Source organism: Flavobacteriales bacterium, from assembly GCA_019694795.1.
GTDB lineage: Bacteria > Bacteroidota > Bacteroidia > Flavobacteriales_D > UBA2798 > UBA2798.
Genome location: JAIBBF010000016.1, coordinates 20993 through 47968 on the forward strand (window position 1 = coordinate 20993; position 26976 = coordinate 47968).

22 protein-coding genes are annotated in these 26976 nt (G+C 40.9%); 14 read left to right on the forward strand and 8 right to left on the reverse strand.

Annotated features, from left to right (window positions below):
* The first annotated feature begins 16 nt into the window (after positions 1-16).
* The 14 genes from K1X56_07055 to ric all read left to right on the forward strand — a co-directional run bounded on the left by K1X56_07055 (position 17) and on the right by ric (position 21652).
* Positions 17-1306 carry an ABC transporter permease gene (locus tag K1X56_07055; protein ID MBX7094459.1) on the forward strand — a complete coding sequence of 430 codons (1290 nt, stop codon included), beginning with the start codon at positions 17-19 and terminating at the stop codon, positions 1304-1306.
* Positions 1306-2061, forward strand: a complete 756-nt coding sequence (tpiA, locus tag K1X56_07060) for a triose-phosphate isomerase (protein MBX7094460.1) — start codon at positions 1306-1308, stop codon at positions 2059-2061. Before K1X56_07055 ends, tpiA begins: the two co-directional genes overlap by 1 nt.
* Entirely contained in the window at positions 2061-2894 is an 834-nt protein-coding gene (gene prmA / locus K1X56_07065) for a 50S ribosomal protein L11 methyltransferase (GenBank protein ID MBX7094461.1), read from the forward strand. The genes tpiA and prmA overlap by 1 nt, the downstream gene beginning before the upstream one ends.
* Position 2895: 1 nt before the next feature.
* Positions 2896-7335, forward strand: a complete 4440-nt coding sequence (locus K1X56_07070; protein MBX7094462.1) for a hypothetical protein — start codon at positions 2896-2898, stop codon at positions 7333-7335.
* 14 nt (positions 7336-7349) lie between these two features.
* Positions 7350-8003: a glycerol-3-phosphate 1-O-acyltransferase PlsY gene (plsY, locus tag K1X56_07075; GenBank protein MBX7094463.1), complete on the forward strand. Its 654-nt coding sequence runs from the start codon at positions 7350-7352 to the stop codon at positions 8001-8003.
* A gap of 149 nt (positions 8004-8152) precedes the next feature.
* Positions 8153-16879, forward strand: coding sequence for a hypothetical protein (locus tag K1X56_07080; GenBank protein ID MBX7094464.1), 8727 nt, complete (start codon positions 8153-8155; stop codon positions 16877-16879).
* Positions 16872-17165, forward strand: coding sequence for an ATP-dependent Clp protease adaptor ClpS (locus K1X56_07085; GenBank protein MBX7094465.1), 294 nt, complete (start codon positions 16872-16874; stop codon positions 17163-17165). The genes K1X56_07080 and K1X56_07085 overlap by 8 nt, the downstream gene beginning before the upstream one ends.
* 6 nt (positions 17166-17171) lie before the next feature.
* On the forward strand, positions 17172-17951 hold the full coding sequence (locus K1X56_07090; GenBank protein MBX7094466.1) for a M48 family metallopeptidase: 780 nt from the start codon (positions 17172-17174) through the stop codon (positions 17949-17951).
* Between the two features lie 71 nt (positions 17952-18022).
* Positions 18023-18388 carry a thioredoxin gene (trxA, locus tag K1X56_07095; protein ID MBX7094467.1) on the forward strand — a complete coding sequence of 122 codons (366 nt, stop codon included), beginning with the start codon at positions 18023-18025 and terminating at the stop codon, positions 18386-18388.
* A 162-nt stretch (positions 18389-18550) separates the two neighbouring features.
* Positions 18551-19471, forward strand: coding sequence for a hypothetical protein (locus K1X56_07100; GenBank protein ID MBX7094468.1), 921 nt, complete (start codon positions 18551-18553; stop codon positions 19469-19471).
* Positions 19472-19618: 147 nt separating this feature from the next.
* Positions 19619-20053, forward strand: coding sequence for an Rrf2 family transcriptional regulator (locus K1X56_07105; protein MBX7094469.1), 435 nt, complete (start codon positions 19619-19621; stop codon positions 20051-20053).
* Between the two features lie 50 nt (positions 20054-20103).
* Positions 20104-20421, forward strand: a complete 318-nt coding sequence (locus K1X56_07110; protein ID MBX7094470.1) for a hypothetical protein — start codon at positions 20104-20106, stop codon at positions 20419-20421.
* A 72-nt stretch (positions 20422-20493) separates the two neighbouring features.
* Positions 20494-20907: a hypothetical protein gene (locus K1X56_07115; GenBank protein ID MBX7094471.1), complete on the forward strand. Its 414-nt coding sequence runs from the start codon at positions 20494-20496 to the stop codon at positions 20905-20907.
* A gap of 10 nt (positions 20908-20917) precedes the next feature.
* Positions 20918-21652: an iron-sulfur cluster repair di-iron protein gene (gene ric / locus K1X56_07120; GenBank protein MBX7094472.1), complete on the forward strand. Its 735-nt coding sequence runs from the start codon at positions 20918-20920 to the stop codon at positions 21650-21652.
* A 16-nt stretch (positions 21653-21668) separates the two neighbouring features.
* Here ric and K1X56_07125 read toward each other — a convergent pair whose 3' ends face one another.
* From K1X56_07125 to arr, 8 genes are all read right to left on the reverse strand, one after another.
* Positions 21669-22493, reverse strand: a complete 825-nt coding sequence (locus K1X56_07125; protein MBX7094473.1) for a hypothetical protein — start codon at positions 22491-22493, stop codon at positions 21669-21671.
* Positions 22494-22711: 218 nt separating this feature from the next.
* Positions 22712-23665, reverse strand: a complete 954-nt coding sequence (locus tag K1X56_07130) for a 2-dehydropantoate 2-reductase (GenBank protein MBX7094474.1) — start codon at positions 23663-23665, stop codon at positions 22712-22714.
* Between the two features lie 11 nt (positions 23666-23676).
* Positions 23677-24420: a hypothetical protein gene (locus K1X56_07135; protein ID MBX7094475.1), complete on the reverse strand. Its 744-nt coding sequence runs from the start codon at positions 24418-24420 to the stop codon at positions 23677-23679.
* The gene (locus tag K1X56_07140) at positions 24417-24914 is read right to left on the reverse strand and encodes a hypothetical protein (protein ID MBX7094476.1); all 498 of its coding nucleotides are present in this window, start codon (positions 24912-24914) and stop codon (positions 24417-24419) included. Before K1X56_07140 ends, K1X56_07135 begins: the two co-directional genes overlap by 4 nt.
* Positions 24911-25309, reverse strand: coding sequence for a hypothetical protein (locus K1X56_07145; GenBank protein MBX7094477.1), 399 nt, complete (start codon positions 25307-25309; stop codon positions 24911-24913). Before K1X56_07145 ends, K1X56_07140 begins: the two co-directional genes overlap by 4 nt.
* A gap of 45 nt (positions 25310-25354) precedes the next feature.
* Entirely contained in the window at positions 25355-25720 is a 366-nt protein-coding gene (locus K1X56_07150) for a hypothetical protein (protein ID MBX7094478.1), read from the reverse strand.
* Positions 25721-25728: 8 nt separating this feature from the next.
* Complete coding sequence (locus K1X56_07155; GenBank protein ID MBX7094479.1) at positions 25729-26163, reverse strand: hypothetical protein; 435 nt, start codon at positions 26161-26163, stop codon at positions 25729-25731.
* A 24-nt stretch (positions 26164-26187) separates the two neighbouring features.
* Complete coding sequence (gene arr / locus K1X56_07160) at positions 26188-26931, reverse strand: NAD(+)--rifampin ADP-ribosyltransferase (protein ID MBX7094480.1); 744 nt, start codon at positions 26929-26931, stop codon at positions 26188-26190.
* Between the last annotated feature and the right edge of the window lie 45 nt (positions 26932-26976).

Sequence of the window (26976 nt, forward strand, 5' to 3'; positions counted from 1 at the left end):
TATAATAAAAAAATTAATGTATGGATTCCTCGTATTGTTCGGGGTGATTACGGTTATTTTCTTTTTGTTCCATACCAAACCCGGTGACCCGGCAAGGATGTTGGGCGGACAAAACGTCAATGAAGAAATCATCAAATCCATTCGTCACGACCTCGGTCTGGATCTTCCATTGTACAAACAATACCTGCTTTATCTCAACGACCTTTCACCGATTTCCATCAATTCCAGCAATGAAGAATCTCATCTGTATTGGGATACGACCAAATACAGCGGAACAGAACTGGTATCATTGGGTGGCGATAAAGTTTTAACACTAAAACTTCCGCATTTCAGAAGAAGCTACCGTTCTAAACAAAAAGTGGCGGATATCATTATGGAATCTTTACCGGGTACCATTGTCCTTGCTGCATCTGCCATTGTGTTTGCCACCTTTATTGGAATTATTCTTGGAATATTTTCTGCATTGTACAAAGGATCATTTTTCGATAGTTTTTCATTGGTGGTGGCAGTGTTGGGGATGAGCGGACCATCGCATTTTATGGCGATTATTATTGCCTGGATAGGAGGGTACCTGTGGTATGAAGTCACGTGGATACCGCAATTGCCGATGTATTTTTTAGTGGCCGGATTAATTGTGGGTGTCGCGTTTAACAAGTACAGCACGCGAAAACAAGTCGCGAAGAATTTCTCCTGGCAGTTTTTGTTTGAGTCGGGATTAAAAGGATTCGGACTTGGAATTTTAGGTTGGTTAGTTGGATTGGGAATCAATGGAATTATGGGATATGAATGGTTACCCTTAATCAATTCGTATTTCGGATTACCCGGAACTGGACTTGAAACAAATGGTTCCTTGTATGAGGTAGATAACCTGACCGGTAACGAATATCTCAAGCTCAGCAATCTTATTCTGCCGGCGCTTACATTGGGAATTCGTCCACTCGCCATTGTGCTTCAGCTTACCCGCAGTTCCATGCTCGATGTAATGTCGCAAGATTATATTCGAACGGCTACTGCAAAAGGACTGTCGAAATATACCGTTGTTGCCAAGCATGCTTTAAAAAATGCATTGAATCCGGTAATCACCGCTATTTCCGGTTGGTTTGCATCACTATTGGCAGGAGCTGTGTTTGTTGAGAATATTTTCAACTGGAATGGAATTGGAAAAAAAGTGTTCGACTCAGTAGTGAACGACGATTTTCCGGTGGTGGTTGGTAGTGTTTTGATCATCGCCACCATGTTTGTTATCATCAACATCATGGTTGATATTATTTACGGAATTCTAGATCCCCGAATCAGATTAAAATAATGAGAAAAAAAATTGTTGCAGGTAACTGGAAAATGAACCTCAGTTATCATGAAGCCCACGCTTTTTTTGCTCAGTTGCTGGAGCACAAAGATGAATTTCCCCGTAAGGCGGAAGTAATTGTTTGTCCACCCTCCATCTACATTCGCGAATTTGCCAAGAAAGCGGGATCGGCCATTGCTGTGGGAGCGCAGAATTGTCACCATTTACAAGAAGGTGCCTTTACCGGCGAAGTAAGTGCGGAGATGATGAAATCCATTGGTGCAAAATATTGCATTGTGGGTCATTCTGAACGCCGAATGATGTGCAATGAAAATGATGAAATCGTCGCTTTAAAATTGCGCTCTGCTCTTCAGGTTTCCCTGAATGTGATTTTATGCTGTGGGGAGCCGAAAGAAATCCGCGAAAAGCAGGAGCATTTTGGTTTTGTTGAACAACAAATTCGTTCGGCTTTAAGTGGATTGGATCTTGCTGCACTTTCCAAAGTAATCATTGCTTATGAACCTATATGGGCCATTGGTACGGGACTAACCGCCACTACTGAACAGGCACAGGAAATGCATGCCCACATCCGTTCGGTGATAGCAAGCCTGTTTTCGCAAGAAGTTGCGGATAACATTTCCATTCTGTACGGCGGATCATGCAATGCAGAAAATGCACCGGGACTATTTCGTTGCAAAGATGTGGATGGCGGATTAATCGGTGGTGCGTCGTTGAAATTGTCCACCTTTCTACCCATTATTAAAGCTGCTATCTGATGGAATATGTAGCTGCTCATTTTGATCTTGAAGAACTGCTTCCCTTTCGCGAAATTTTATTGTACGAATTGGGTGAACTGGGTTTCGAAAGTTTCGAAGAGCATGAAGAAGGATTATCGGCTTACATTCCTTCTGATCATTTCAATAAACAGGCTTTGGATGAAATGTTGGTTCCTTATGCGAATCAGTTTAAATGGGAATTAAGCTTTGAAACGATTCCTCAGCAAAACTGGAATGCACAATGGGAATCGAATTTTCATCCGATTGTGGTGAATGAAAAATGTTCAATCCGCGCCCCTTTCCATCCTTCATTCCCCAATACCGAGATAGAATTGATCATTCGTCCCCAAATGAGCTTCGGTACGGGTCACCATGAAACCACCTGGCTGATGTCGCGCAGGATTTTTGGTTTGGAGCTGAAAAATAAATCCTTACTCGATATGGGTTGCGGAACTGGGGTACTCGCAATACTTGCTGCAAAGCTGGGAGCCGGACCAATTACTGCGATAGATATTGATGAGTGGTCCTACGAAAACACACTGGAAAACAATCAACTTAACAACATATCGGGGATGATTGTTGAAAAAGGAGATGCTTCTTTATTGGCTGGGCGCTCCTTTCAGGTTATATTAGCTAACATCAACCGAAACGTTCTTTTGGCTGATATGGGAACCTATGCAACGTGTCTGCAAGCAGGTGGCAGGATTCTCTTCAGCGGTTTTTTTGTAAGTGATGTGGAGACGATCCGCCAAGCTGCAGAAAAGCAAGGCCTGATTTTTGAAGGTCAGGATGAAAAGAACAATTGGGTGGTGTTGGAATTCAAAAAAAGCTGATATGCCAGTATTGAGGAGAGCAATTACTGCGATCATTCTGATCGCTTCATTTTCATTTGTCAACGCACAAACATCGTTCACGGCCAATCCGGAGAAATTCATTTCTCAGTTGCAGGATTACCTCGCGCAGTACGATCGTAAAGAGGCAAAAAATTTCATGGACAAATTCGAGCCGGTGTTTTTAAAAATGCCATCGAATATTCAGTCCGACGCCTACACCATGGCCAATAACCTCTCGGCCAAAGGAGCAAAACCCTTTCCGGAGTTTTTCGGGTATTTAACGGGACTCCACTACATGGCGGAGAACAACATGTTCGAAAAAATTTATCCTTCCTGGAGATCTGCACTGGAAAAAACGCTGGCAGCAAAGGATAAAAAGCAATTGCCTGAATTTTTACAGTTCTGTCTTAATTTTTATACCGACGGAACCATTTACAAAACTTCCAGCTCATCCTGGAAAGCGCGCAGCAATGATTACACCTATGAGTACGATAATTCGCCGAAAATTATTTTTGCGAAAACAGATATCATCGGGTATGCTAAGAATGATAGTTCCGTTTTAAAAGGAACCTCCGGTACACTTTCCATTCTCAAGGAAAAATTCGATGGTAAAGGTGGAATTATCACCTGGGAACGCGCAGGTTTAGCGGCCGATCAAACGTATGCAGAATTAAAGCGGTTCGACATCAGTTTAAAATCGGTAGGTTATGATGCCGACTCCGTGATTTTTCACACGCCTTATTTTAAATCACCTTTATCGGGACGATTAATCGAGCGCATTGTTTCCGTTCCAAAAGCAAGTCTGGCAGTTTATCCGCAGTTTCAATCGTATTCGAAACGACTGTTCATTAAAAACATTTTTCCCAATATCGATTACGAAGGCGGATTCATGATGCATGGTGCCAGTTTGAAAGCCTTCGGTACAGCCGATGAATTGGCAAAAATTAATATTTACCGCAATAACAAAATCTTCATGCGTGCTTTATCCACCAGCTTTACCATTAAGCCGGAAAGTATCGATGCAGAGTTTGCTGCCAATATCATCTACATTGAAAAAGATTCGATTTCGCATCCGGGATTGCGGTTTAAATACCAGAAAAGCGAAAATAAAGTCACGCTCTCGCGTGATAAATCCGGTTTGGCTCAATCGCCTTTCTTTAATACCTACCACAATCTCGAAATGAAATTCGAGGCCTTGTACTGGAAACTCGAAGATCCCGTAATGGAGTTTGGACCACTCTTCGGTTCCTCCGAAAAGGGAGCAACCTTCGAATCGAATAACTTTTACAGCGAACGGATTTATCAGGAATTGCGTGGAATGGATGCCGTACATCCAATGACGCCTATTGAACAATTATCTATTCGAAAAGATACCACGGTATTGCCATTGGATGAGGTTGCATCGTTTATGGGTCGACCAACAGATCAGGTAATTTCTATAATCGGAAAACTGAATGAAGGCGGATTTGTTTCTTATGATCCGGATCGGCAATTGGTAACCGTAAAGAAAAAGCTTACCAATTATTTGAGAGCGAATGCAAAAAAAATCGACTACGATCCCATCGAGATTCAGAGTGACATAGAAACACAAATGAATGCTACGTTTAATTTGCTCACGAACGATTTATTGATTCGCGGCGTTAAACGCGTTACACTTTCGGATAGTCAGTTTGTAAAAATTTATCCCGAGAAACAGGAATTGATTGTGATGAAGAATCGCAATATGAAATTCGGAGGAATTGTCAATGCAGGTTCAACGGAATATTTCGGATCGGAGTTCTTTTTTAATTATGCCGATTTTAAAGTAGATCTCTTGCGTTGCGATAGTATGCGTTTGCGTGTATGGCCTTTTGAGCCGCCGAAGGATAAACAAATCCGTGTAAAATCATCTATACGCGGGGTAAAAGGTTCCATTGCCATTGACGGGAAGGATAATAAATCCGGTGTGAAAAAAGGATTCCAGAATTATCCGATTCTCACTTCTACTGCTCCAACCTATGTGTTTTATAACGATAAATCCATTCACAAAGGGGTGTACGACAGTACCGCATTTTATTTCAAGGTTGATCCGTTTACCATGGATAGTCTCGATAATTTTAAATCCACCACACAAAAATTCCCCGGAGAATTTAAGTCGGCCGGTATCTTGCCTACCATTCGCGAAGAGTTAATGGTACAAAAAGATTATTCGCTTGGTTTCATTCGGAAGCTGGGTCCCGAAGGGATGAAATTGTATGGCGATAAAGCCGTATTTAAAAATGAAATTCGTTTATCGAACAAAGGACTTCAGGCAGATGGTACGCTAAACTTTTTGACATCCTCTGCTGAGTCGAATGCCTTTACGTTATTTCCGGATTCTCTTTCGGGTGTTGCGCAGAAGTATAAAAATGTTGAGCAGAAATCCGGAATCCAGGAAGTACCCGAAGTTCACGCCAGTGAAATTATTGTACGTTATCATCCGAAAAACAAAGTGCTCTATGCACAGTCCACCGATTCTTTATTGCATTTGTTCGACAACACCTGCAAAATGCGCGGCTTTACAGCTTTGCGTCCCGACGGAATGACGGGTCGTGGAAGAATATATTTCTCCACTGCCGAACTAAGTTCGCGGAACTATAAGTTTAAGGCGAAGATCATTGATGCGGATACGGCGAATTTTAAATTAAAGAATCACGATTTAACATCCGAATTAGCCTTTAAGACCGATAATGTAAATGCACATATCGACTTCACCCAGCGGGTGGGCGAATTTAAATCGAATGGTGAAGAAACCTTTGTAGAGTTCCCCGAGAACCAGTACATCTGTTATATGGACCGCTTTAAGTGGTTTATGGATAATGAGGACATCGAACTCGAATCCGACAAACGCGCTGTATCGGGTAACATCAATATTGATACGGATATCGACTTGAGCGGATCTAATTTCTTCTCGGTGCATCCCGATCAGGATTCGCTTAATTTCTCAGCACCGAAAGCGAGATTCGATTTGAAAAAGAAAATTATTACCTGCCAGAAAGTGGATAATATGAACATTGGTGATGCACGGATTTATCCGGATAGTCAACGTGTAGTTATTCGCAAAAAAGCAGAAATGGAAACGCTGAAAAACGCGAAAATCGTTTGTAACTATGTTACCAAGTACCACAGTATTTACAATGCTACCGTAAAAGTTTCGGCGCGTAAAAAATATCAGGCAGAAGGCGATTACAGTTATGTGGATGAAAATAAAATGGAGCAAAAAATCCATTTCGCCAATATATCGCTCGATACCACTTTCCAAACCTATGCAAAGGGTGACGTAAAAGAAGAAGAACGGTTTATGTTAAGTCCGCACTTCGAATACAAAGGTGGGGTAGAGTTGAAGGCCAATGATAAAGGTTTGAACTTTAATGGCGGTGTTCGTCTGGTTCACAAATGTGCAGCGATTGATAAAAAATGGCTGGCCTTTAAAGGGGTAGTGGATCCGAATGATATCCGCATTCCTGTTGGCGCAGATATGTTGAACATTGAAGGCGGATTTTTGGGTGCAGGACTCAGCGTGAATTCCGATTCGGTTTCATTGTATCCGACCTTCTTATCCACCAAAATGAAAAAAGAGCACCCCGATGTGGTGAAAGCAGAGGGCTTCCTGGTATTTGATAAGCGACTTCAGGAATATCAGATTGCCAAAGAAGACAAATTGAAAGAAAATACCTTACCCGGAAACTTTGTTGCTTTTGCCAAGGAGAAATGTCTCCTTCGCGGTGATGGTGCTCTGAGTTTTGGTACCAAGACCGGACAAATGAAGGTGAGTCCGATCGGAACCGTGGAGCAGGATCTTGCCACAGGAAAAACCGCTATGAAGGTGGCCATCATGTTTGACTTTCCGTTCCTGGAAAGTGCTATGGAGAAAATGGCGGATAAAATCAACAACTATCCCGAGCTGCAGCCTTTTGAGTACGAGAAATCCAACTACGAAAAAGCACTCCGTGAATTGATTGGAATGGAGAAGGCGGATAAAGTGATTTCGGATCTGAGCTTAAACGGTGAAGTGAAAAAATTCCCGAACGAGCTGGATAAACCCATTGTACTGGCGGATGTCAGCATGAAATGGATCCCCGAAGAAGGCGTATGGATTTCGGAAGGAAAAATCGGTATTAGTAATATTTATAAAAAGCAGGTTTTCAAGTACGTAGAGGGTAGGGTGATGATCCAAAAGGGACGACAGTTCGATGTTGTGAGTATTATTCTTAAATTGGACGACCAAAACTGGTATTTTTTCACCTATTCGAAGGAGATGCTGGAAGTGGTTTCGTCTGATAATGCGTTTAATACAGCGATTCAGGAAACCAAAGACGATAAAAGGAAGTATAAAGGCGAAAAGGGAGAACAGGATTTTGAATTCCGATTTAACCAGGCCAAGCGTTCAAGAGCGCAGGAATTGTTGGATCGGACTTATTAATTGATTGAAACTGAATGGAACAAATTTTTACACCTTACAACCTAATGGCCATTTGCGTGGCCTATCTGATGGGATCCATTCCCTCGGCAGTTTGGATAGGGAAAATTTTTTACAGTAAAGACGTTCGCCAACACGGTAGCGGAAATGCCGGAGCCACCAATACCTTTCGTGTTTTAGGAAAGCTGGCAGGAACAATTGTTCTCATTATGGATATTTCTAAAGGACTCGGTTCCATTGCTTTACTGGCATGGCTGAATCCCTATGAAACCGATTCATTTGAGCAAATCAACTTTAAACTGGCCGTTGGTATATCTGCTGTTTTAGGACATATTTTCCCCATTTTCGCCGGATTTAAAGGTGGAAAAGGGGTGGCCACTTTATTGGGAATAGTAGTTGCGCTTCATTGGCAGGCGGCATTGATTTGTATTGCAATTTTCCTGCTCATCTTCCTGGTTACCCGTTATGTTTCCTTAGGATCAATGATCACAGCGGTGAGTTTTCCGCTTTTATTTTTCTTTTTCTTTCGTCCCGTACCACTTTCACTGATTTATTTTGCCATGGTGATTGCGGTATTGGTCCTGATTACTCACCAGAAGAACATCGAGCGACTCATGCGTCGTGAAGAGAACCGAATGAATATCCGGATCCGTAAAAGAGGTGAACGATAATTCAACTATCTTTAAGGTTTGGTGTACAGACCTTTAGGAATCACGAGCGTTTGAGATTTTTGACATCATATCGAAGAGCGTATTTTTTATTTTTTCTGTTCGTTCCATTATTGGTTCAGGCACAGAAAAATGAAGCTGAGCTTATTAAAATGGCTAACAAACTTTTTGAAGAAGAAAAGTATGTTGAAGCTACGCCTTTGTATTCGCAATTACTTTCTAATAATGCAGCGAGTCCGGAATACAATTACCGTTACGGAACTTGTTTGTTGTTTAGCGACGGAGAAAAAGCAACGGGATTAAAACATCTTGTTTTTGCAGCGCAAAGTCCGAACGCACCCAAAGAATGTTTTTATTTTCTCGGTAGAGGATATCACCTCAATTATCAGTTTGCATTAGCCATTTCCGCTTATCAGAAATACGCATCCATGGCCACTCCCAAAGAGATGGAAAAATACCAGGTGCAACGTCAGATAGAAATGTGTAACAACGGAAGAAAATTGTTGCGCAACATCACCGATCTGGTGGTAATTGATAAACGAGATATTGACGAAGAACGATTTTTTCGTTTGTATTCAATGAAAGATATCGGCGGACAACTCATTGTGGTGGAAGCATTGCAATCGTCGCTCGATAAAAAGAAAAATCACCGCGTGGTGATTCACAATCCGAAAAATTCCGATGTCGTTTTTTATTCGAGCTACGGAAGTGATGGAAAAAATGGTCTGGATATTTACAAAGTAAAGCGATTACCCAATGGCGAATGGGCACAGCCGCAAATTGTAAAAGGATTTGTGAACACGCAATACGATGAAGATTTCCCGTACATGCATCCTGACGGCAGAACGCTATACTTCTGTTCCAAAGGACATAACTCCATGGGGGGATACGATATTTTCCGATCGGTGTACGATCCGGAAAGTGATCAGTTCAGTTCGCCTGAGAATGTAGATTTCGCTATTTCGTCGCCTGATGATGATATGTTTTATGTGGTGGACTCGCTCGACCGCATGGCCTGGTTTGCTTCGAAACGCGAAAGTGAAAACGGAAAAATTCATGTGTACAATGTGCGTGTGGAACGCATACCGATATTGCTCGCTATTATTAAAGGAAAATTTACCACCGAAATTTCTCCTTCCAATTTAGGCGCTTCCATTCGGGTGGAGGATATGTCGACCAACGAAGTGGTTGGAATTTACAACACCAAAGCTACCGATGGAAATTACCTGATTACATTACCAAAAAGCGGGAAATATAAATTCACCGTAGTGAGTGATAATTCTAAAATTGCTCACGTTGGCATTGTAGATGTACCCTACCAGAAAGAATTGCGTCCGCTGAAACAGGAATTGCAATTGGTCAATAATTCCGGTACAGAACAATTGCGCATTAAAAACATGTTCGATCAGGAAGTGGATGATGCCGATGCCATTGTGGCGCAAATTCTGAAAGAAAAAGGATTGTTGAATCCCAATGCTGCCGATTGGAATCTGGATAGTCTGGATAAAGTAAAAGAAACCAAAACCGAAGTGAAGACCAATGATAAAGTCGGGAATTATTCCGACCAGGATTTGGTGGATATGGTGAAGAAAGATGCGGATGATATTGCCAATGAAGTAAAAGAATTAAAGGAAACGGTAGAAGCAGCTTATGTGGTTGCCGATAAGAAAAATGATTTAGCCAGAGAGAAATCGAAAGAGGCAGAGATTCTGATTTCGAAATTGAATACCACTACCGACGAACAGGAGAAAAAACAAATTATTGAAGAGGCTAATAATCTGAATAACGATTCACGCAGATTAATTACCGAATCGGCTGCGGCATACGAAGTGGCGAAGGGACTGGAAGAGCAGGTGAAGAAGAAAGAACAGGAAGCCGTAGTTGCCAAAGAATTTGCTAATGGGATTGAGCAAGCCATCAACACCAAAAACCGGACTGAGGCAGAGAAAAAATTAAGAGAGCAGCAAGCTTACATTCGTAAGGTGATGGAGACGGAACCTAACCGTAAAGATGAACTGGATGATCTTCGTGCAAAAGCGGCTACCAAAAAACAAGAAAGCGACAAAGCCCTACAAAATGCACAGACCTTGCGTCAGGATGAAGCCGACTTAACGGTTGAACTTAATTCCTTAAAACGTCAGCAGGAAGCCGCTAAAAACGATAAAAAGAAACAGGAGATTCAGGCGGAGATAGATCGTAAAACGGAAGATCTGAATCAGGTGAAGGTCGATTTGAAAACGGCGTTCAACAAGTTTGAGATGCTGGAGCAGGAAGTTGAAATTTTGAATTCGCAGATTTCCGTACTCGAAGAAATTCAATCCGGAACTGTATCCGGAACCTTGACGGAAGCGGAGAAAAATGCCCTGGAGAAAGATCTGAACAGTGGAACAACGAGTCGCATTTTTGAAGAGAACGATAAGAAATTACGCGAAAATGTAAATGAAGAACGCAGCGAGCAGGAACGTCTGAATAAATATCTATACGGAAATCCGTTGTATGAAGGATTGTTGCTTAAGGACCAGAATGTAGCTGGTATTGGCGACAAGAAGAAACGGATGCAGGAAGAGAATAAGGTGAACAAAGAATGGCTCAAAACGATTGACCAGGATTTGGCTGATTTGAAATCGAAACTGAAAAATGAAAATGATCCGGCAAAACAAAAGGAATTAAAAAATCAGATTTCCGATTTAACGAATTACCGGAAAGTGAAAGAAGAAAAAATTGCTGCCAATGAAAAAGAATTGGGCAATTCAACCGGCGATGTCATTGCAAACAATACGACCAATGACAAAGAAACCAAAGTTGATCCGCAATACAACGATAAAGTAAAAGAAATTAAGAGCGATCCGGGTCTTACCAAAGAACAAAAACTGGAGAAGGAAAATCAACTCAACCGCGAGTTGGTGATGTCGATTGACGAGAAAATTGAGGCGAACAATAAGAAAATGATCGAGGCTGATCCGCAAGACCGCGATAAGCTGGAAGCAGAGAATAAAGAATTGTATCGTTTAAAAGAGCAGAAGAATGAAGATATCCGGAATAATGAGCGTAAAATTTCGACCGGACAAGTGGAAGAAAATAATACGGCCATTGTTGCAGATGTGAATACGGTGGATCCGAAATTCACGGCTTCGAAAGATAAAATCAACAGCTCGAACAAATCGCCGGAGGAGAAGCTGAAGGAAGAAAATAAACTCAATCAGAATCTGATTGCCAAGATTGATAAAGAAATTGTAGCTACCGATAAGAAATTAAGCACAGCCAAGGAAGAAGATAAACTCAAACTTCAAGAGAAAAAAGAGGGACTCGAAAACCTGAAAAAACAAACGCAAGAGGAAATTGCTTCTAACGAAAAGGAAATTGCTCAACTTAAAAATCAGCAGAACACCACCAATGTGGCCAGGGTGGATGTGAATACGGTTGATCCTAATTATGAAAATAAGCGGAAAGAGATTCAGTCCTCCAACAGCTCTGCCAAAGAAAAGCTGCAGCAGGAAAATGAACTCGATAAGAATTTACTGATCGCCGTAGAAGAGCGGATTCAGGAGGTGGACCGTAAACTAGAATCGGGCACACCCGAGGAAAAAATTGCTGCGCAACAGGAGAAGAATCAGTTGCAGAATCTTAAGAATGAAAAAGAACAGCATATTGCCTCGAACGAAAAGAAAATTACAGCCATAGAAAGCGGTAATAACGTAACCGATCCTTCGCAGATTACCAGTTCTGCCATTCGCACAAATCCCAATCTTCAATCGGTGGATCCTTCCTACAATGCGCAGTTGAATGCCATTGAGAATTCGAATTTGAGTCCACAAGAAAAAGCCCTGGAACGCAAAAAACTGAATGAAACCACCATCACCCGTGTGGATGCTGCCATTAACAAAGAAAACGCTGCAGGCAATACTCGGAAGGTGGAGGAATTGAATACACTGAAGGAGCAACTGACAGCGATGGTGACCAAAGATGAAGCGGTGATTGCCGGAAATAATATTTCATCGAATGTTGCCAAAGAGAATGCAGAGAATACGGCCAAGAATGTTGATCCTTCTTACGAATCAAACGTAGATGCCATTGAGAATTCCAATAAATCGGATATCCGTAAAACTTCGGAGATCCGGAAACTCAATGAGGAAATGGTGCGCAAAACCGATGATCGCATTGCTCAATTGGAGAATGAATTATCAACGGGAACAGCGAAAAATCCGGAAGCCAATCGCAAAGAGATTGAGGCGTTAAAAGAATTAAAATCGGAGAAGGAAAATGAAATTGCTGCAGCGGATAAAAAATTAATTGATGCTGGTGTTGAACGCACCGATGAAAATGGTCGCGCAGTTTCCGGTTATGCCTTTATGCCGGAGTACGGATCGAGTGAAGCACAATCCATTATTGCTTCTATTCAACCACTGATTGAGAAAGTTCGCGTGTTGGAAGAAGAACTGACCGAATTAAAACTTCGTCGCGCAGAGGCCACTTCCGAAAGTGAAAAACAAAAAATTACGGATCAGATTTTAGCGAAAGAACAAGAATTAACACGTACGGAGTTAGAGATTGCCGCTAAAGTTGAACAAGCCAATAAAGCGGAGAAAAATCGATTGGATACGCAGTTGTCGGCTGTAAAAGCGGATGTAAAAAATGTAAAAGTACCTGCTGATAATGCTGATTTACTAGCAGCGCAGACGACCGAGGAAAAAGCAAAAACGAAATTTGAGGACGCTAAAAAATTCCGTGCAGAAGCGGCGAAGGAAAAAGATGAGAAAAAGAAAAATCTGCTTCTCATGAAAGCAAACGTTGCGGAACAATTAGGTAATAAATATTTAGAAAACGCAGCCAATTCCTACCGCAAAGCCATTCGCAGCACGACGGGTGTGAACGCAGAAGAACCCATTGTGAATGTGGCAGCGATTTATCCGGAATACACTTCTTCCATCGATAATGCCAATTCGGCCACTACCACCGAACAAAAACTGGAGCAGCGCATACAAGCGAATCAGGAATTGGTAAAACGACTCGAAGCTGAACTGGCAGCATTGAAAGATAAAAAGGATCCGGCATCCAATGAAAAAAGGACTGCCATTGAACAGCTGCTCAATCAGAAGAAAAACGAAATTACTTCCGACCAGAACCAGTTGCAAAGTTTGAGGATGAGTCCACAGTTAAGCTCAAACCAGCAAAATGTATTAAGCAGTGTTGATCCCTCCTATAGCAGTGAACTTGACCGAATCAATGCTTCCGTATCACCCGAAGTGGTGAAAGCCAAAGAGCGCACTGCTTTGAATGAACAACTGATTGAAAAAATCAATAAAGAAATTGCTGATCTCAATGCGGTGGTTCTCACCACCACCAATGAGGAAGAAAAACGGAATGCAGAAAATCGCATTGAACAATTGCAGGAGTTAAAACGCGCCAAATTACTCGAGATAGGAGCTAATCGTGAGCTCATGGCCAAATCGGGTTTCAGTTTCCCGAATCCTGAATTGAATTATGAAAATACCTTCGACTATTCCTCCGAAAAAGGTAAAACTGAAATTGCATCAATTAATACCCAGTTAGAAGAAATCCGTAAGGAACGTGAAAAATTGGAAAACCTGCAGGCTCAACGGGCGGTGAGTACCGATAAGAACGAACAAAAGAAACTGGACAAAGAAATTGCAACACTTCAAAATGATCTGATCACCCGTGAGACCAATGTAAGCGCATCCTTTGCAATGGCTAATGCAGCTGAGCGCGAGAACCTGGAAAAGAAAATTGAGGAGAAGAAAAAAGAAGCAGGGTATAAGGATATTCCGGCCGGACATCCCGCTCTGAAGAAGGTGGAAGAGTTGAGAAATGAAGCGAACAAAGAATTTGAACTGGCAGCAGATTTAAGAGCGAAAGCGGCAATCGAAAAAGATAAAAAGAAGAAGAATGAATTGCTGAAAGAAGCAAATAGTCACGAAGTAAAAGGCAACGAATTGCTCGCGCAGGCGGATCGCTTAATGGATGTATTGCTGGGCGATGTAAGTATTGCACAGAATAATTCTAATGGTAATAACGGTCAGAATAATACTACGGAGAATAACGGTCAAAATAACAATGGCCAGAATAATACAACCGACAACAACGGACAAAACAACAACGGACAAAACAACACAACGGATAATAATGGTCAGAATAACACCACCAGCAATAACGGGAATGGCAATCTGACCGATAACAACGGTAATCAGAATATTGCTCAGAATAAAAATAAAGAAGGATTTCCGCTCAATGAAAATGGGTTGACCTCCGAACAGATGGCGGATCCATCGAACAGAAAGAGTTCTACTTTATTTAAAGAAGCCGATGACTTAAAAGAACAGGCTGAAAATTTAAGAACACGTGCAACTGAATTGGAAGATTCTTCCAAAACGGTGAAAAAGAAATATCGTCAGGCTATTCTTGACGATGCGGCGCAAAAACGAAAAGAAGCCGATGCACTCGATCAGCGTTCCAACGAAGTACTTGCCAGTGCGAATACGCAAAAGCAAACGGAGGACCGTAAAATCGAAGAGCAGCGTCAACGTGAAAATGATTTCGCGGCGTTTAAGGAACGTGAAAAAGATTTGGTGAAGAGTCCGGAATACGCCCGATATTATCAATTAAAACGCGAAGCGGATGCTAAAAACCAAACAGCAAAACGCGCGGAAGAAAATCTGAATCGTCAGAACGACATCGCAACAAAAATGCGAGATGAAGTAAAATCCATCCGCACGGCATCTGCGAATGAAACGGACAACATCCGTAAAAACCAAATGCTCACCCAGGCCTCCGATTTGGAACGTCAGGCCATTCGTGAAGAACGCAAACGTGATTCCTTACGATTGATTGCCGAACAACGCAAAGCAGAAGCCGTACGTGCCGAAAATGAAGCGAACAATTATCTGGCAAGCATCGATCCGCGCAGAGCTGAAGATATTCGTACACTGGCTTCCAATTCATCGATGCCTAATCCGGAAGGGAATTCAACGGTTCCTTCTGTGATCAATACCTTATCGGCCGAAGAAATTGCGCGTAAATACACCGTGCCCGACCGCGTAGAAACAGAAATTTTTGCGAAATCCGACAAAGCCGTATACAACGCCGCTAATCCGATTCCGGTAGATCCTGTCATGCCAAAAGGTGTTTACTTTAAAGTACAGGTAGGTGCATTCCGTAATCCGATTCCAAATGAAACCTTTAAAGAATTTGCTCCGATTACCGGCGAACGTACTCCTGCGGGATTAACCCGGTATACGGTTGGTTATTTCACCAATTTCAATTCGGCCAATGATGCGAAGAATGAAATTCGCGGAATGGGATACAGTGATGCGTTTGTGGTAGGATTTAAAGATGGTAAGCGCATTCCACTTAATGAAGCGCTGGCAGAAATCGGACAAGGTAATCTTGCTCAAAATAATACCGGTCAAAATAACAACGGACAAAACAATAATGGCCAAAACAACAATGGCCAAAATAACAATGGCCAGAATAATAATGGTCAAAATAACAACGGACAAAACAACAACGGTCAGAACGGAAATACCCAGGAGTATGTAAATACATTTGTTCCGGATCGCAATGCAACGAATTATTATAATGAAACACCGGGAGCTGCGAAAGCCAATCAGGTGGAAGTGATTGCCGGATTATTCTTCACCGTACAGGTGGGTGTATATTCCAAACCTGTTAGTCCGGATAAAATCTTCAACCTCAATCCGCTCAACAGCGAAAAACTGAACAATGGAACCATTCGTTATACCACGGGCGTATTTACCAATTTTGATGTAGCCACATCACGACGTGACCAGATTCGCCAGATTGGAGTAACGGATGCATTTGTGCGCGCCTACATGAATGGAAAACCAATTACCATTCAACAAGCACGCGATTCGATTGCTAAATATGGAGCAAGTGTTTATGTTAAAGACGCAAGCCTCATCAGCAATCAGGGTGAACCTACCGTGATTAATAATAATCAGCAAAACAATAACCAGCAAAACAACAACCAGCAAAACAATAACCAGCAGAATAATAATCAGCAAAACAACAATCAGCAAAACGTTCCTCAGTCGTCGAGCTACAAAGTGATTTTGGGTCAGTATGATAAGGAAGTCCCAACGAAGGATGCTGAAATTTATTTAACCAACATGACCTATGGTATCCGCAAAGCCACAACGGCCGACGGAAAAACCATTTATTTTATTGATAACATTACATCACGTACGGAAGCCTTTAATATTGCAGATGCATTTATCCAAAAAGGAATTGCGGGTGCTTATGTAAGCGATAAATTACCGGCAAGCTCCACACAAACCACCATTGTGGAAGCGAAACCGGCACAGGGTGTAAAATTCCAGGTTTATATTGGAGAATTCATTGGAGAAGTTCCACCGGAAGCTACCGAGGTTTACCTGAACAATTATGATAAAGGCGTAAAACGTAAAAAATTACAGGACGGCACCATTATCTATTACGTGCTGGATGGCGATTCTTATGATGAAGCATTAAAAATGAAAGCTCACTTTATTTCCGAAGGATTATCATCCGTGCGCATTGTTGCTTTCTCCGACAATAAAGAAATTTCATTATCGAAAGCCTATACTGCGGGATTACGCTTTAATGTAATTGTTGCCGAATATCAGGGCGAATTACCAGCAGAAGTTTCGGAAGCTGTAGAAAACATTCCTGAAATTACCCTGAAAACAGAAAATTTAGCCAATGGATTCACCATGGCCTATGCAGAAAATGTGGCGGATCTGGATGCTGCTTTAAAACTAAAAGCGAAGTTGATTTCGGAAGGACTTTCTTCCGTTCGCATTGTTGCAATAAAAGATGGAAAACAAATATCTTTGTCGGACGCAATTCAACAGGTTTATGAATAAGTTATCTTTTGCTAGTCCCCAATGGCAGGAAGAAGAAGATCTCCTGGTGTTGGAACAGGAAACGGAACAACGCGATATTGTGTTGTATAATGATGATCACAATACGTTTGATTTTGTGATTGACTCGCTGATTAAATATTGCAAACACGATCCCATTCAGGCGGAGCAATGTACTTACCTCGTACATTTCACTGGTAAATGCGGTGTGAAACGCGGATCGTACGACGAATTAAAACCCATTTGTACTCAATTACTCGACCTTGGTTTAACAGCCGAAATTCAATAACACATCATGAAACAATTTTTTGTACTTGCCTTTTCATTTGTTTTTATCACCGCCTGTGTGCGTGTGCCCATTACCAATCGCAAACAATTAAAATTATTACCCGAAGACCAGTTAATTGCCATGGCAGATACCGCCTACCGCGATTTTTTGGCTACCCATAAAGTACTTCCGCGGAATGATCAGCGCACTCAAAAAGTTTTGCGCGTAGGAAATAAAATTAAATCGAGTGTTGAATCTTTTTTGAATGCACACAATGCTTCATCACGTGTGAGAGGATTTAACTGGGAATTTAATGTGGTGGAAGAAAATACCGTTAACGCCTGGTGTATGCCGGGTGGAAAAGTGGTGGTGTATACCGGAATTTTACCATTGTGTCCGGACGATACTTCTCTGGCGGTTGTAATGGGACATGAAATTGCCCATGCCGTTGCGCGCCACGGAAACGAACGGATGAGTCAGCAAATGGCCGTGAACGGTTTTGGTCAGGTTTTAGGCGGCGTAATGGCCGATCCTGCCAAGCGTAATGTGTTTCTTCAATCGTACGGGGTTGCGTCGACCCTGGGTGTTTTAAAATACTCCAGAACGCACGAGAGTGAAGCAGATAAGATGGGGTTGGTGTTTATGTACCTGGCGGGATATAATCCGTGGAAGGCGATTGATTTTTGGGAGCGTATGGCCGCACAAGGTGGATCGGTTCCCGAAATATTAAGCACGCACCCGAGTGATGCTACACGGATTAATGATATCAAGGCTTATTTGCCCGATATCAAAAAGCATGCGGAATAGGTTTGGTGACATTTCTCACTTCCATTGGCGTTGGTGCATTGTAATTTTGTATTCATAAAATCATATATAATATGCCAACCGTAAAATTGACCGCAGAAAAATTTCGCAACGAGATTTTCGATTATACCACCGAAAAGGACTGGAAATATAAAGGCACAATGCCCGCCATTATCGATTTTTATGCCGACTGGTGTGGTCCCTGCAAAATGGTAGCTCCCATTCTCGAAGAGTTGAGTGATGAGTACAAGGATCAGATTATTATTTATAAAGTAGATACCGAAGCCGAAGAGGAATTATCCTATGTATTTCAGATACGGAGTATTCCAAGTATTCTTTTTATTCCCGGTGAAGGTCAACCCATGATGCAACCCGGAGCATTGCCTAAACATGTATTTAAGCAAGTGATTGAAGAAGAATTGCTGAAAAAGAAAGAATAAGCGATACTACTTTTTGGGTAGAAAGTAAATATTGGTATTTTGAATAATCAAGAGTGGTAAATGCCACTCTTTTTTTTTGATTAATAATGTTTTACTACTTTTTGCGTATTGAATTTATGTTTCAGGAAAAGGATTTTTGTTTTGCGATAAAATAGTTATTCCATGAAACTCCGAATCCTTTGTACAGGTATTATTTTAATGATCCCTTGTTTTTCATTCACTGCTTTATCACAAGGTGATGCAAAAGAAGAAAAAAGTGATCCGCTAAAATTACGTGCTCAGATTTTATTGCTCGATTATGGATTGGGTAGTTTATACAATGGCGGATTTATGGGGATACACAGCGGTATTCGTCTGGAGAGTTATTTGTTAAAAGGGAAATTAATTCCCGAGATCATTTATAAGCGTGGTTGGCTCGATATTGAAAAGCTGACCTATAAGTACGATGAAATGAAACCTTTTTCGGAGATGAAAATCGGTGTGCGTTTTGGAATGAGTGAAGCCGGAAAAGCAAGCTGGAGGAATTTGCGTTGCATCGACCGGACAGAACGAAGCGGAAATATCATTACCACTTATTATGAGCAGGAAAAAGTGACCGGTGTATTGCATTTTGGTTTTGCAGGCGGACTATATTTCAGTCGCGGTTTTGCGGGGAATCCTTTTACAGAGGAATCTCAAATGGAGGGATCCATATTTACAAGTTCTCAATCGGTATACGGCGGTATTGCTATTACGAAGATGAAGAACAATGAAATCAAACGATACAGCAGCGGGAATGAATGTCGCTGGGATAAATACACGCAATATTATATTCATGCCCTGTATTCCGTGCATCACACCCTTGGTGATGTTTATTATTACGGCGGATCTTCCAGTCCGATCGACGGAAGTACAACTTTTCCCGCAATACCATCCAAACGCGAATACCTGCGCGATTTTCGTCCATTCGGACTTGTCGTTGGTTTTGAAGACGGAAGAATGCGCAGAGGATTTATCGGCAATTACGAAGCCGGATTTATTCCCGGATTAAAAGGGAACGGATTTTATTTTAAAGCAGGTGCTAATATTGCTATTGGGATGTAAGAAGTGAATCACAGGGTATTCATTGAGATCACCATTTGAAAACCAGTCTTTTTCTGAGCTTATGGGTTGATTTTTAAGGTTCAATTAAAATTAAAGGACAAATTTGTCTTTTAATTAAAAACAATTATCTTTGTATAAAACAATGATATGTTTTCCAAGGCTTGCGAATACGCCATACGTGCTACACTTTATATTGCTGTTCAATCTGAAAAAGGGGAGCGTTGCGGTATTAAGGAAATAGCGGCATCGATCGATTCTCCGGAAGCGTTTACGGCAAAGATTCTTCAGACCTTAAGCAGAAATAAAATTATAGAATCAGTTAAGGGGCCCAACGGAGGATTTTTCATTGAACCGACACAAGCTAAAAAAATAAAACTCAGTGAAATTGTTTTTGCTATAGATGGCGATGGCGTGTATAAGGGGTGTGGACTCGGTTTAAATGATTGCAATGCCAAAAAACCTTGTCCGGTACACAATCAGTTTAAACAAATCCGGGATGATTTACGGAAAATGCTGGAAAGTACCAGCGTAAACGAATTATCACATAACATTCACAAGGGCGGTGCTGTATTAAAACGATAAAAAAATTTGCACTAATAAAGGATAAAAAGGTCTTTTTAACTTTTAAAAAAATGGAACAGAGAAAAAATCAATCAGAATCTGCAAGCCTCGGATGGCTGGAACTGCAGTCGCAAAAATTTGAAGAGGGGAGGTTTGCCTGGATGACCATCCTTATCACCTTTCAAAGCTGTTTAGGCTCTATTGCCTGTATGTATCTTTTGAAAGGAAATAGCACTGCCTGGTTACTGGCAGGATGTGCAATGATTACCATGGCATCTAACGCTATGTTTATAGCACAGGCTCCGGGAAAAATTTGTTTACTGGTATTTTATGCCAGCGTTCTTATCAATACACTATTAATTATTGTAGCCTATAGTGGAATCGCTTAATGAAAAACTGAAACCGTTTGTTCGATTAACCTCGGACGCTTTCTGTTTTAGTTGAAAATTAAATTCTGAATCATGCTTATTGCAATTATTTTTTTGTGGATTGGATTTGTAACTGCCATTAGTTTTATGGAAGCCTGGATTAAATTTTTAGCTCCCGGTGTTACATTGTCCGTAGGACTGAGCATAGGAAGATTGGTTTTTCGTGCGTTGAATGTTGTTGAATGGCTTTTTTGTTTCACCCTTATTGGTTTACACATATTCTTTTTGGTGAATCCGGAAAAGCGCTTCCTATTGCTCTTTCTTTTATGTGGAATTATCCTGGTGCTTCAGACCCTCTGGTTACTGCCTGCATTGGATGAGCGTGCTTTAAAATGGTTGAGGAATGAAAATCCCGGTCCATCTTCATTGCACAGGTATTATGTTTTGCTCGAAATAATAAAATTAAGCCTTCTCATTTATGCCGGAGTGCTGGCCTGTCAACATTAAAACTTTGAATATGAAAATTGAAACTGAACATACTATTGGGTCCATCGTAGCGGAAGACTATCGTACGGCCTCGGTATTTCAATCCATGGGTATTGATTTTTGTTGCCGTGGAAACCGAACTTTACAGGAGGTCTGTGATGAACGGTCGATTGATACCGATTTATTACTCCACACACTTGAGGAGGTTAGGCAAACTAAAATCGCCGACGATCAGGAGTATCATTTGTGGAACCCAGTATTTCTATGTGATTACATTGAGCGGGTTCACCATACCTATGTAAATGAAAAAATTCTGCAGATTCAACCTCTACTTGAAAAATTATGCCGTGTGCATGGTAAAGCGCATCCTGAATTGTTTCGTATTCGCGAATTGTTTTTGGAATCAGCCGGTGAATTGAGTCAGCATATGAAAAAAGAAGAGCTGATTTTATTCCCGTATATCCGAAAGCTGAATAAGCCAGGTGATGAAGGAAGGTCTTTTATTGCGTCTTCTCCTTTCGGAAGCATACAAAATCCGATTGCCATGATGCAAAGTGAACATATACAGGAAGGAGAACGATTTGCAGAAATTGCTCAACTTAGTTCCGCTTACAATCCGCCTGCAGATGCCTGTGCAACCTATCGCGTTACCTACGCTTTATTGAACGAATTTGAAAGAGATTTACATCTGCATATTCATCTGGAAAATAATATACTTTTTCCTAAAGCCTTGCAAATGGAAAAGAACCAACTTCCTGCTGAATAATTCCGGGAACGATGGTCTAAAATTTCCTTGAATAGCCAACAAAGGGAAGGGCGGGTATAATCTGACTGATGTCTTTAGAAACCAATAACCCGATATCGAATGCATTTTTTCGACTCATTAACCGGACACCATAAATTCCAAGATAATTTTTTTGGTTTTCGGAAATGAAGAAATAATTTTCGGTCATGATGCCAATATTATTTCCTGCACGAACCTGACCTGAAAATGTAAAGGCAGGATTTTTACCAAATTCTCCGGCACGGTTGGTTATTCCTATTCCCATTGTCATATGATCATCGTTTGTACCATAAGTGGCCAGAGCAAAACCAATACCATTCATGCGGTTTCCAAAACTCCGGTTGAGCAATGCAATTCCCAATGCACCAAAACCCAGATGGAAATTTTTTGCCACTTTGGTTGCCCATTTTGGACTAATAAAAAAAGTGGGCCGGCCGAATAAACTTGAAATTAATTCCATTCCTATTCCCAGCGTAAAATGGTTTCCGATTCCAAAAAATACACTAATCGTAGTTAGCATTAAATTTCGGTAGTAACCCGTACCCGAAGCGAGGGGGATGGCTGAAGGACAAAAAAAGTAACGTGAAGGATGAGGATTCGGGTAGGTGAATTCCTCATTGGTATCATAATATTCTGTTTTTTTTATTTGCTGAACGTTTAAGCGGATTTCAACACCATTACTGGTGATGGTGAGTTGAACGCTATCCCGTTGGGTAATTACCACGGTGTATTCATCACCATTTTTCATGGTGACCAGTGCCAGCCTTTTTATTTTTGAGGAATCGGTTTCATCGGGATCTTTATCCTCCATTTGTTGCAGCAAGTCCGCATGGACTATTCCTGAAGAATCTGTCCTTGATTAAGCCAATTTTGGGCATATGGGAAAAAGAGAAACAGGATCTGAAAAGGGATTAACTTTTTCATCGCTTTTGAATTAGTGATACAAAATTGATGAAAGACAAATGAAAAGTGCTTAACCTGAGTTAATATTTGCGGAAGGCGAAACGACCTATTGAAATACGCTCAAATAAAACACTGTATTTAATTTAACCCGGTAGCGTCCATCGATTTCTCCTTAAGAATACGTGCAATTTTTCCATAATTCCATTCAGCAGGTTTATATTGCTGCAACTCTTTCAAAACATAAACACACAAAGATTCCAGTTCGGTTCTGGATGAATTGGCCTTAAAATCGCTATGCATGGAACTGGTGCTGGAATAGGGGAGTGATTTCCATTTTTCGATGGTTTTCATTCGAAGTTCAGGATGAATGTGAATCTGTTTAAAGTTGGCCAGTTGAAGGATTTCATCCAATAGGGAAAGTAAATCCGTATAGGAATCTTCTTGCGCCAATACTTCACCTATGGTGCGATCATAACAAGAAGTGATGCACGCAATAGGGGAAAGGAAAATATATTTTTCCCAAACGGTCGATTGAATTTCCGTTGTTAAGTTCGCTTCGATTTCGGATTGAACGAGAAGTTGAAACAAGAGATGTAATCGTTCATCTTCTTTTTGGGGAAATCCGAAAAATAATTTTTGAATGTTCCCGCTGTTCTCAATGATACCGGGAGCTATTTTTCGTGCAACAATATAAACACAAGCATCAGCAACAGCGTGATTAGGGAATTGATGGTTGATTTTTTCATGATGATCAATTCCATTGAGCAAAGGAATAATCACGGTATTGGAATGAAGGTTGTTGGAAATATCGTGGAGGACCTTCTCCAGATCATAACTTTTGCAGGCAATAAAAATAAAATCGAATCGATGCGATGAATCAAACTGATCGCCGGCATGAAAGGGATGTGCCATCAAGGTTCCGGTGGTTGTTCTGACTTCTAATCCCTTCTCCCTGATTTTTTCTAAATGGGGACCACGGACCAGGAATGAAATTTCAACCTCCGGATTGCTCTTATAAAAGGCAGCCAGTTTTCCTCCGAAAAATCCACCAACACCTCCAATTCCGGCGATTAATATTTTTGTTTTTTTCATGTTCAATTTTTTTAAGCTCCTCCACATCCGCCACAACCACTACATCCGCTACAACCGCTACAACCATCACCCGAGCAGGAAGAGCAACCAAAATCGGTAGTGGTAAAACTAAAACAACCTTCACCATTGTAGGTGCCATAGGAGGAATAAATGGTTGCTTTCACTAGTTCGTCGAGATAATTTATTTCTGAACTGTTGATTCCTTTTAGCAGATAAATATTTCCATGCAGGGAACGAATTACAGCTATCGCTTTTTCGCGGTCTTCTTTGATCAGGTATTGCAATTGCCGCTCCATATTCCCTATCTCTTCGAGGAGTTCATTTCTTGCGTTTTCACCCAAATCATTAAGGCGAAAGCGATTAAAAATGCGCTGAAAAATATTCTGACTAAAAAACAATCGTATTCCGGAATGTTTTATCAATTGATAATTGAACTCTGGTTCAGTTCCCGTATTCTGATAAATTATTTTACTGTACTTCTGCATAATGATGCGGATGCCGGGACTTTTTTGAAAGGGACTGATAAACGGTTTTTCGAAGTGATGCGGATGGTAGGCATCAAAAAGAACTCCGCGCTGAATGTATTTTATCTCACGCGATTTTCTGGATCCTTGTTTGATTTCAGTCGTGATTTCCAATACCTGACGAAGTAATAAATCGGCCAGGGTAAGTTTTAGCACTTCTTTGTGATTTGCTTTATTGTTGTAGAGCAAAATCAGGTTTTCGGCAGGACGAATTTGTTCGAGATACATCATTTTTTTAAACGATGAAATTTAGAAATTACCCAATAGCGATTCATGTTGACACGGCGGAATTCTATTTCGCTGAAACGAATTGAAGATTCCGGCCAAATGTCTTTTGGTGCTTCATAACCGAAATAGTGTTTATACCTCATTAAGGTGTTTTGGTAGAGGTTCACATATTTGTTTCGCTCCTGATTACCGCCTTTGGTTGGACCATGGTGAACCGGGTGCCCCAGAATCTCACCGCAGAATTCTTCCCAATAGGAATGGGTGTAGATTAAATGCAAATGCCAGACCTGATCTACCTGGTCGGAAGGTGTTAAAGGTTCTTTACAAACGGAAATCAAAAACATAAACTTTTTGTATTCTTCAATGGCCCGAAGTGCAAATTCGATGCTCCAACCATTTTCACGCGCCAAACGATCAGAAAAACTGAAGTCCACATCGGGATCGTCGAGCTCGAAGTTTTTTATTTTGGTCCAGAATAATACGTGTTCCTGATTCACGCTTTCGGTGCTTTATGGTTCAGGTAAATGGAGATGGTAATTGCTAATGACAACAGCATTCCCGGAACTGAATAATCGATCCACCATTGGTAGGTGGTGTAGGTATGAAGATCGAGAAAGTTATTGTAAACGATGAAATAAATGAACATCACAAGGGTGCAAAGTAACAATGCGCTTTTCCAATAGTCTTTCAATTTAAGCGGATGAAGATAAATGAGAAGTCCCGTGCTAACAAAAAAGATAGTCCAGCTAAGAACCATCATTGGAATAACACAAAGAAATCCATCGCATGGAATTTGCGTTTGAATACCGGCGAAAACGGTCAGGTTAACGATCCAATAAAAAAGCGGAAGTAATTTTATGAATGTCATTTCGCTCTGCTTCTGGAAATTCATATGAAAGATAAGCATTTTTGGCAGATGAGCAGAATGAGCATTTCCTTATGAATGTTGATTCATCTCGCTGGTATGGGTTTCGCGGACTTCAACACTGGTGTTTTTTCCGTTTAGAATAGGACATTCTTTTGCAATATTAATGGCCTCTTCCATGGTATTCACCCGAATGAGAATATATCCTGCCACCGAACAATTATCACTTTCGTAGGGTCCTTCTTTTTGTTGTTTTCCCGGAAGCAGAACCGTTCCCTTTTTAGAAAAGTGATTGCCTCCCGGAATGAGTTGATTCTTTTCGCGAATCGACTGAATCCAAACATTCCAGCTGTTCATGTATTCGATCATTTGTTCCTCACTGGGTTGTTGTGAAGGATCGCTGAGATTCATTCTGAAAAAGAGGGCAAATTCTTTCATGGTAGAGATTAATTATTGGATGATTTGATTTTCGTCCATTTTAAAATGGCGGTAATACTATTGATCAGAAAGAATAATTGTCCGCCTATAAACAAACAGATATAGGTGAATAATTGATAGCCTTCATTAAAATAGGGTGTCGACTGATTGATATTGGTCTGAATATTTTGAATGATAAAAACGTAAATGAAAACCAATAATGGTGTTGCAAGGAGAAAATGAAAAATACCGGCAGCAAAGATGAGGTATCTACGCAAAATAAAATAGACGACTGCATAAAAAACTTGCATCATGAATACCATTAGACCAATGTGACTGAATTGGATGATATAATAGGTGTCGTGGCAGTTCATTTCTAATTGTCCACCAATGGCAAGAGCAAGGACCAGAAAGAGGAGTCCCGATATTCCAAATAACCAATGAGGCAAAAGGAGTTGTTTCATTTTTGTTCTTGTTCGTTTCCGGTATTAATTGATGATTTTACCATTTGCCTGTTCTATTTTTTGTTTGAATTTTTCGATTTCATCCTGCGGATATCTTTCCCAATGATCTAACCGTCCTATAATTTTTAATGGCGCAGCAGAACGATAGGAGCGCGTCGGATTACCGGGGAATTTTTTATCCGTAACATTCGGATCATTTTCAAAAGCACCACATGGTTCTATCATGTAAACCTGTTCATTCCCTTCTCCGTTAGCCAATGCTGCCGCTAATCCTGCTCCATTGATTAGTGCCGTAAAATAAATATGATTCATGGTTAATTGCGCCTGATAATTTGATCTGTTTCCGGGGTATAGGTAATCTCCAATTTCTAATTCCGCTTTAGTACCATGATAAAAAGGACCTGGATCCGGCGGATGATTTATTAAAGCTTCTATCTCCTTTTTATACGCTTCTGTAACTGAGTTTTCATTCTCATGTTCCAATAACTGAACTATTTTTTGGTAAAGGGTCAGTAATGCGGTCCTTGCAGCAATGGAAGGACTAGCCTTTGCATGCTGAACAGATATCCTTAACCAATGCAATTGCAGGTTTTGATCCTTCTGAATTCCGGAATAATAATAAGCGGCCAGAAATTTACCGAAATCATCCTGTGCTTCATTCCAGGCTTGCAAATAGTATTCTCCAGCCTCTGTGGTTTGACTATTCGCCTCCATTTCCATGCCTTGAAGGCAAAGTTTTACTATTGGATTAAAAGGGGAGAAGTCCATTTTATATGAATATTATGATACGAATAACCTTAAATATTTTCTTAG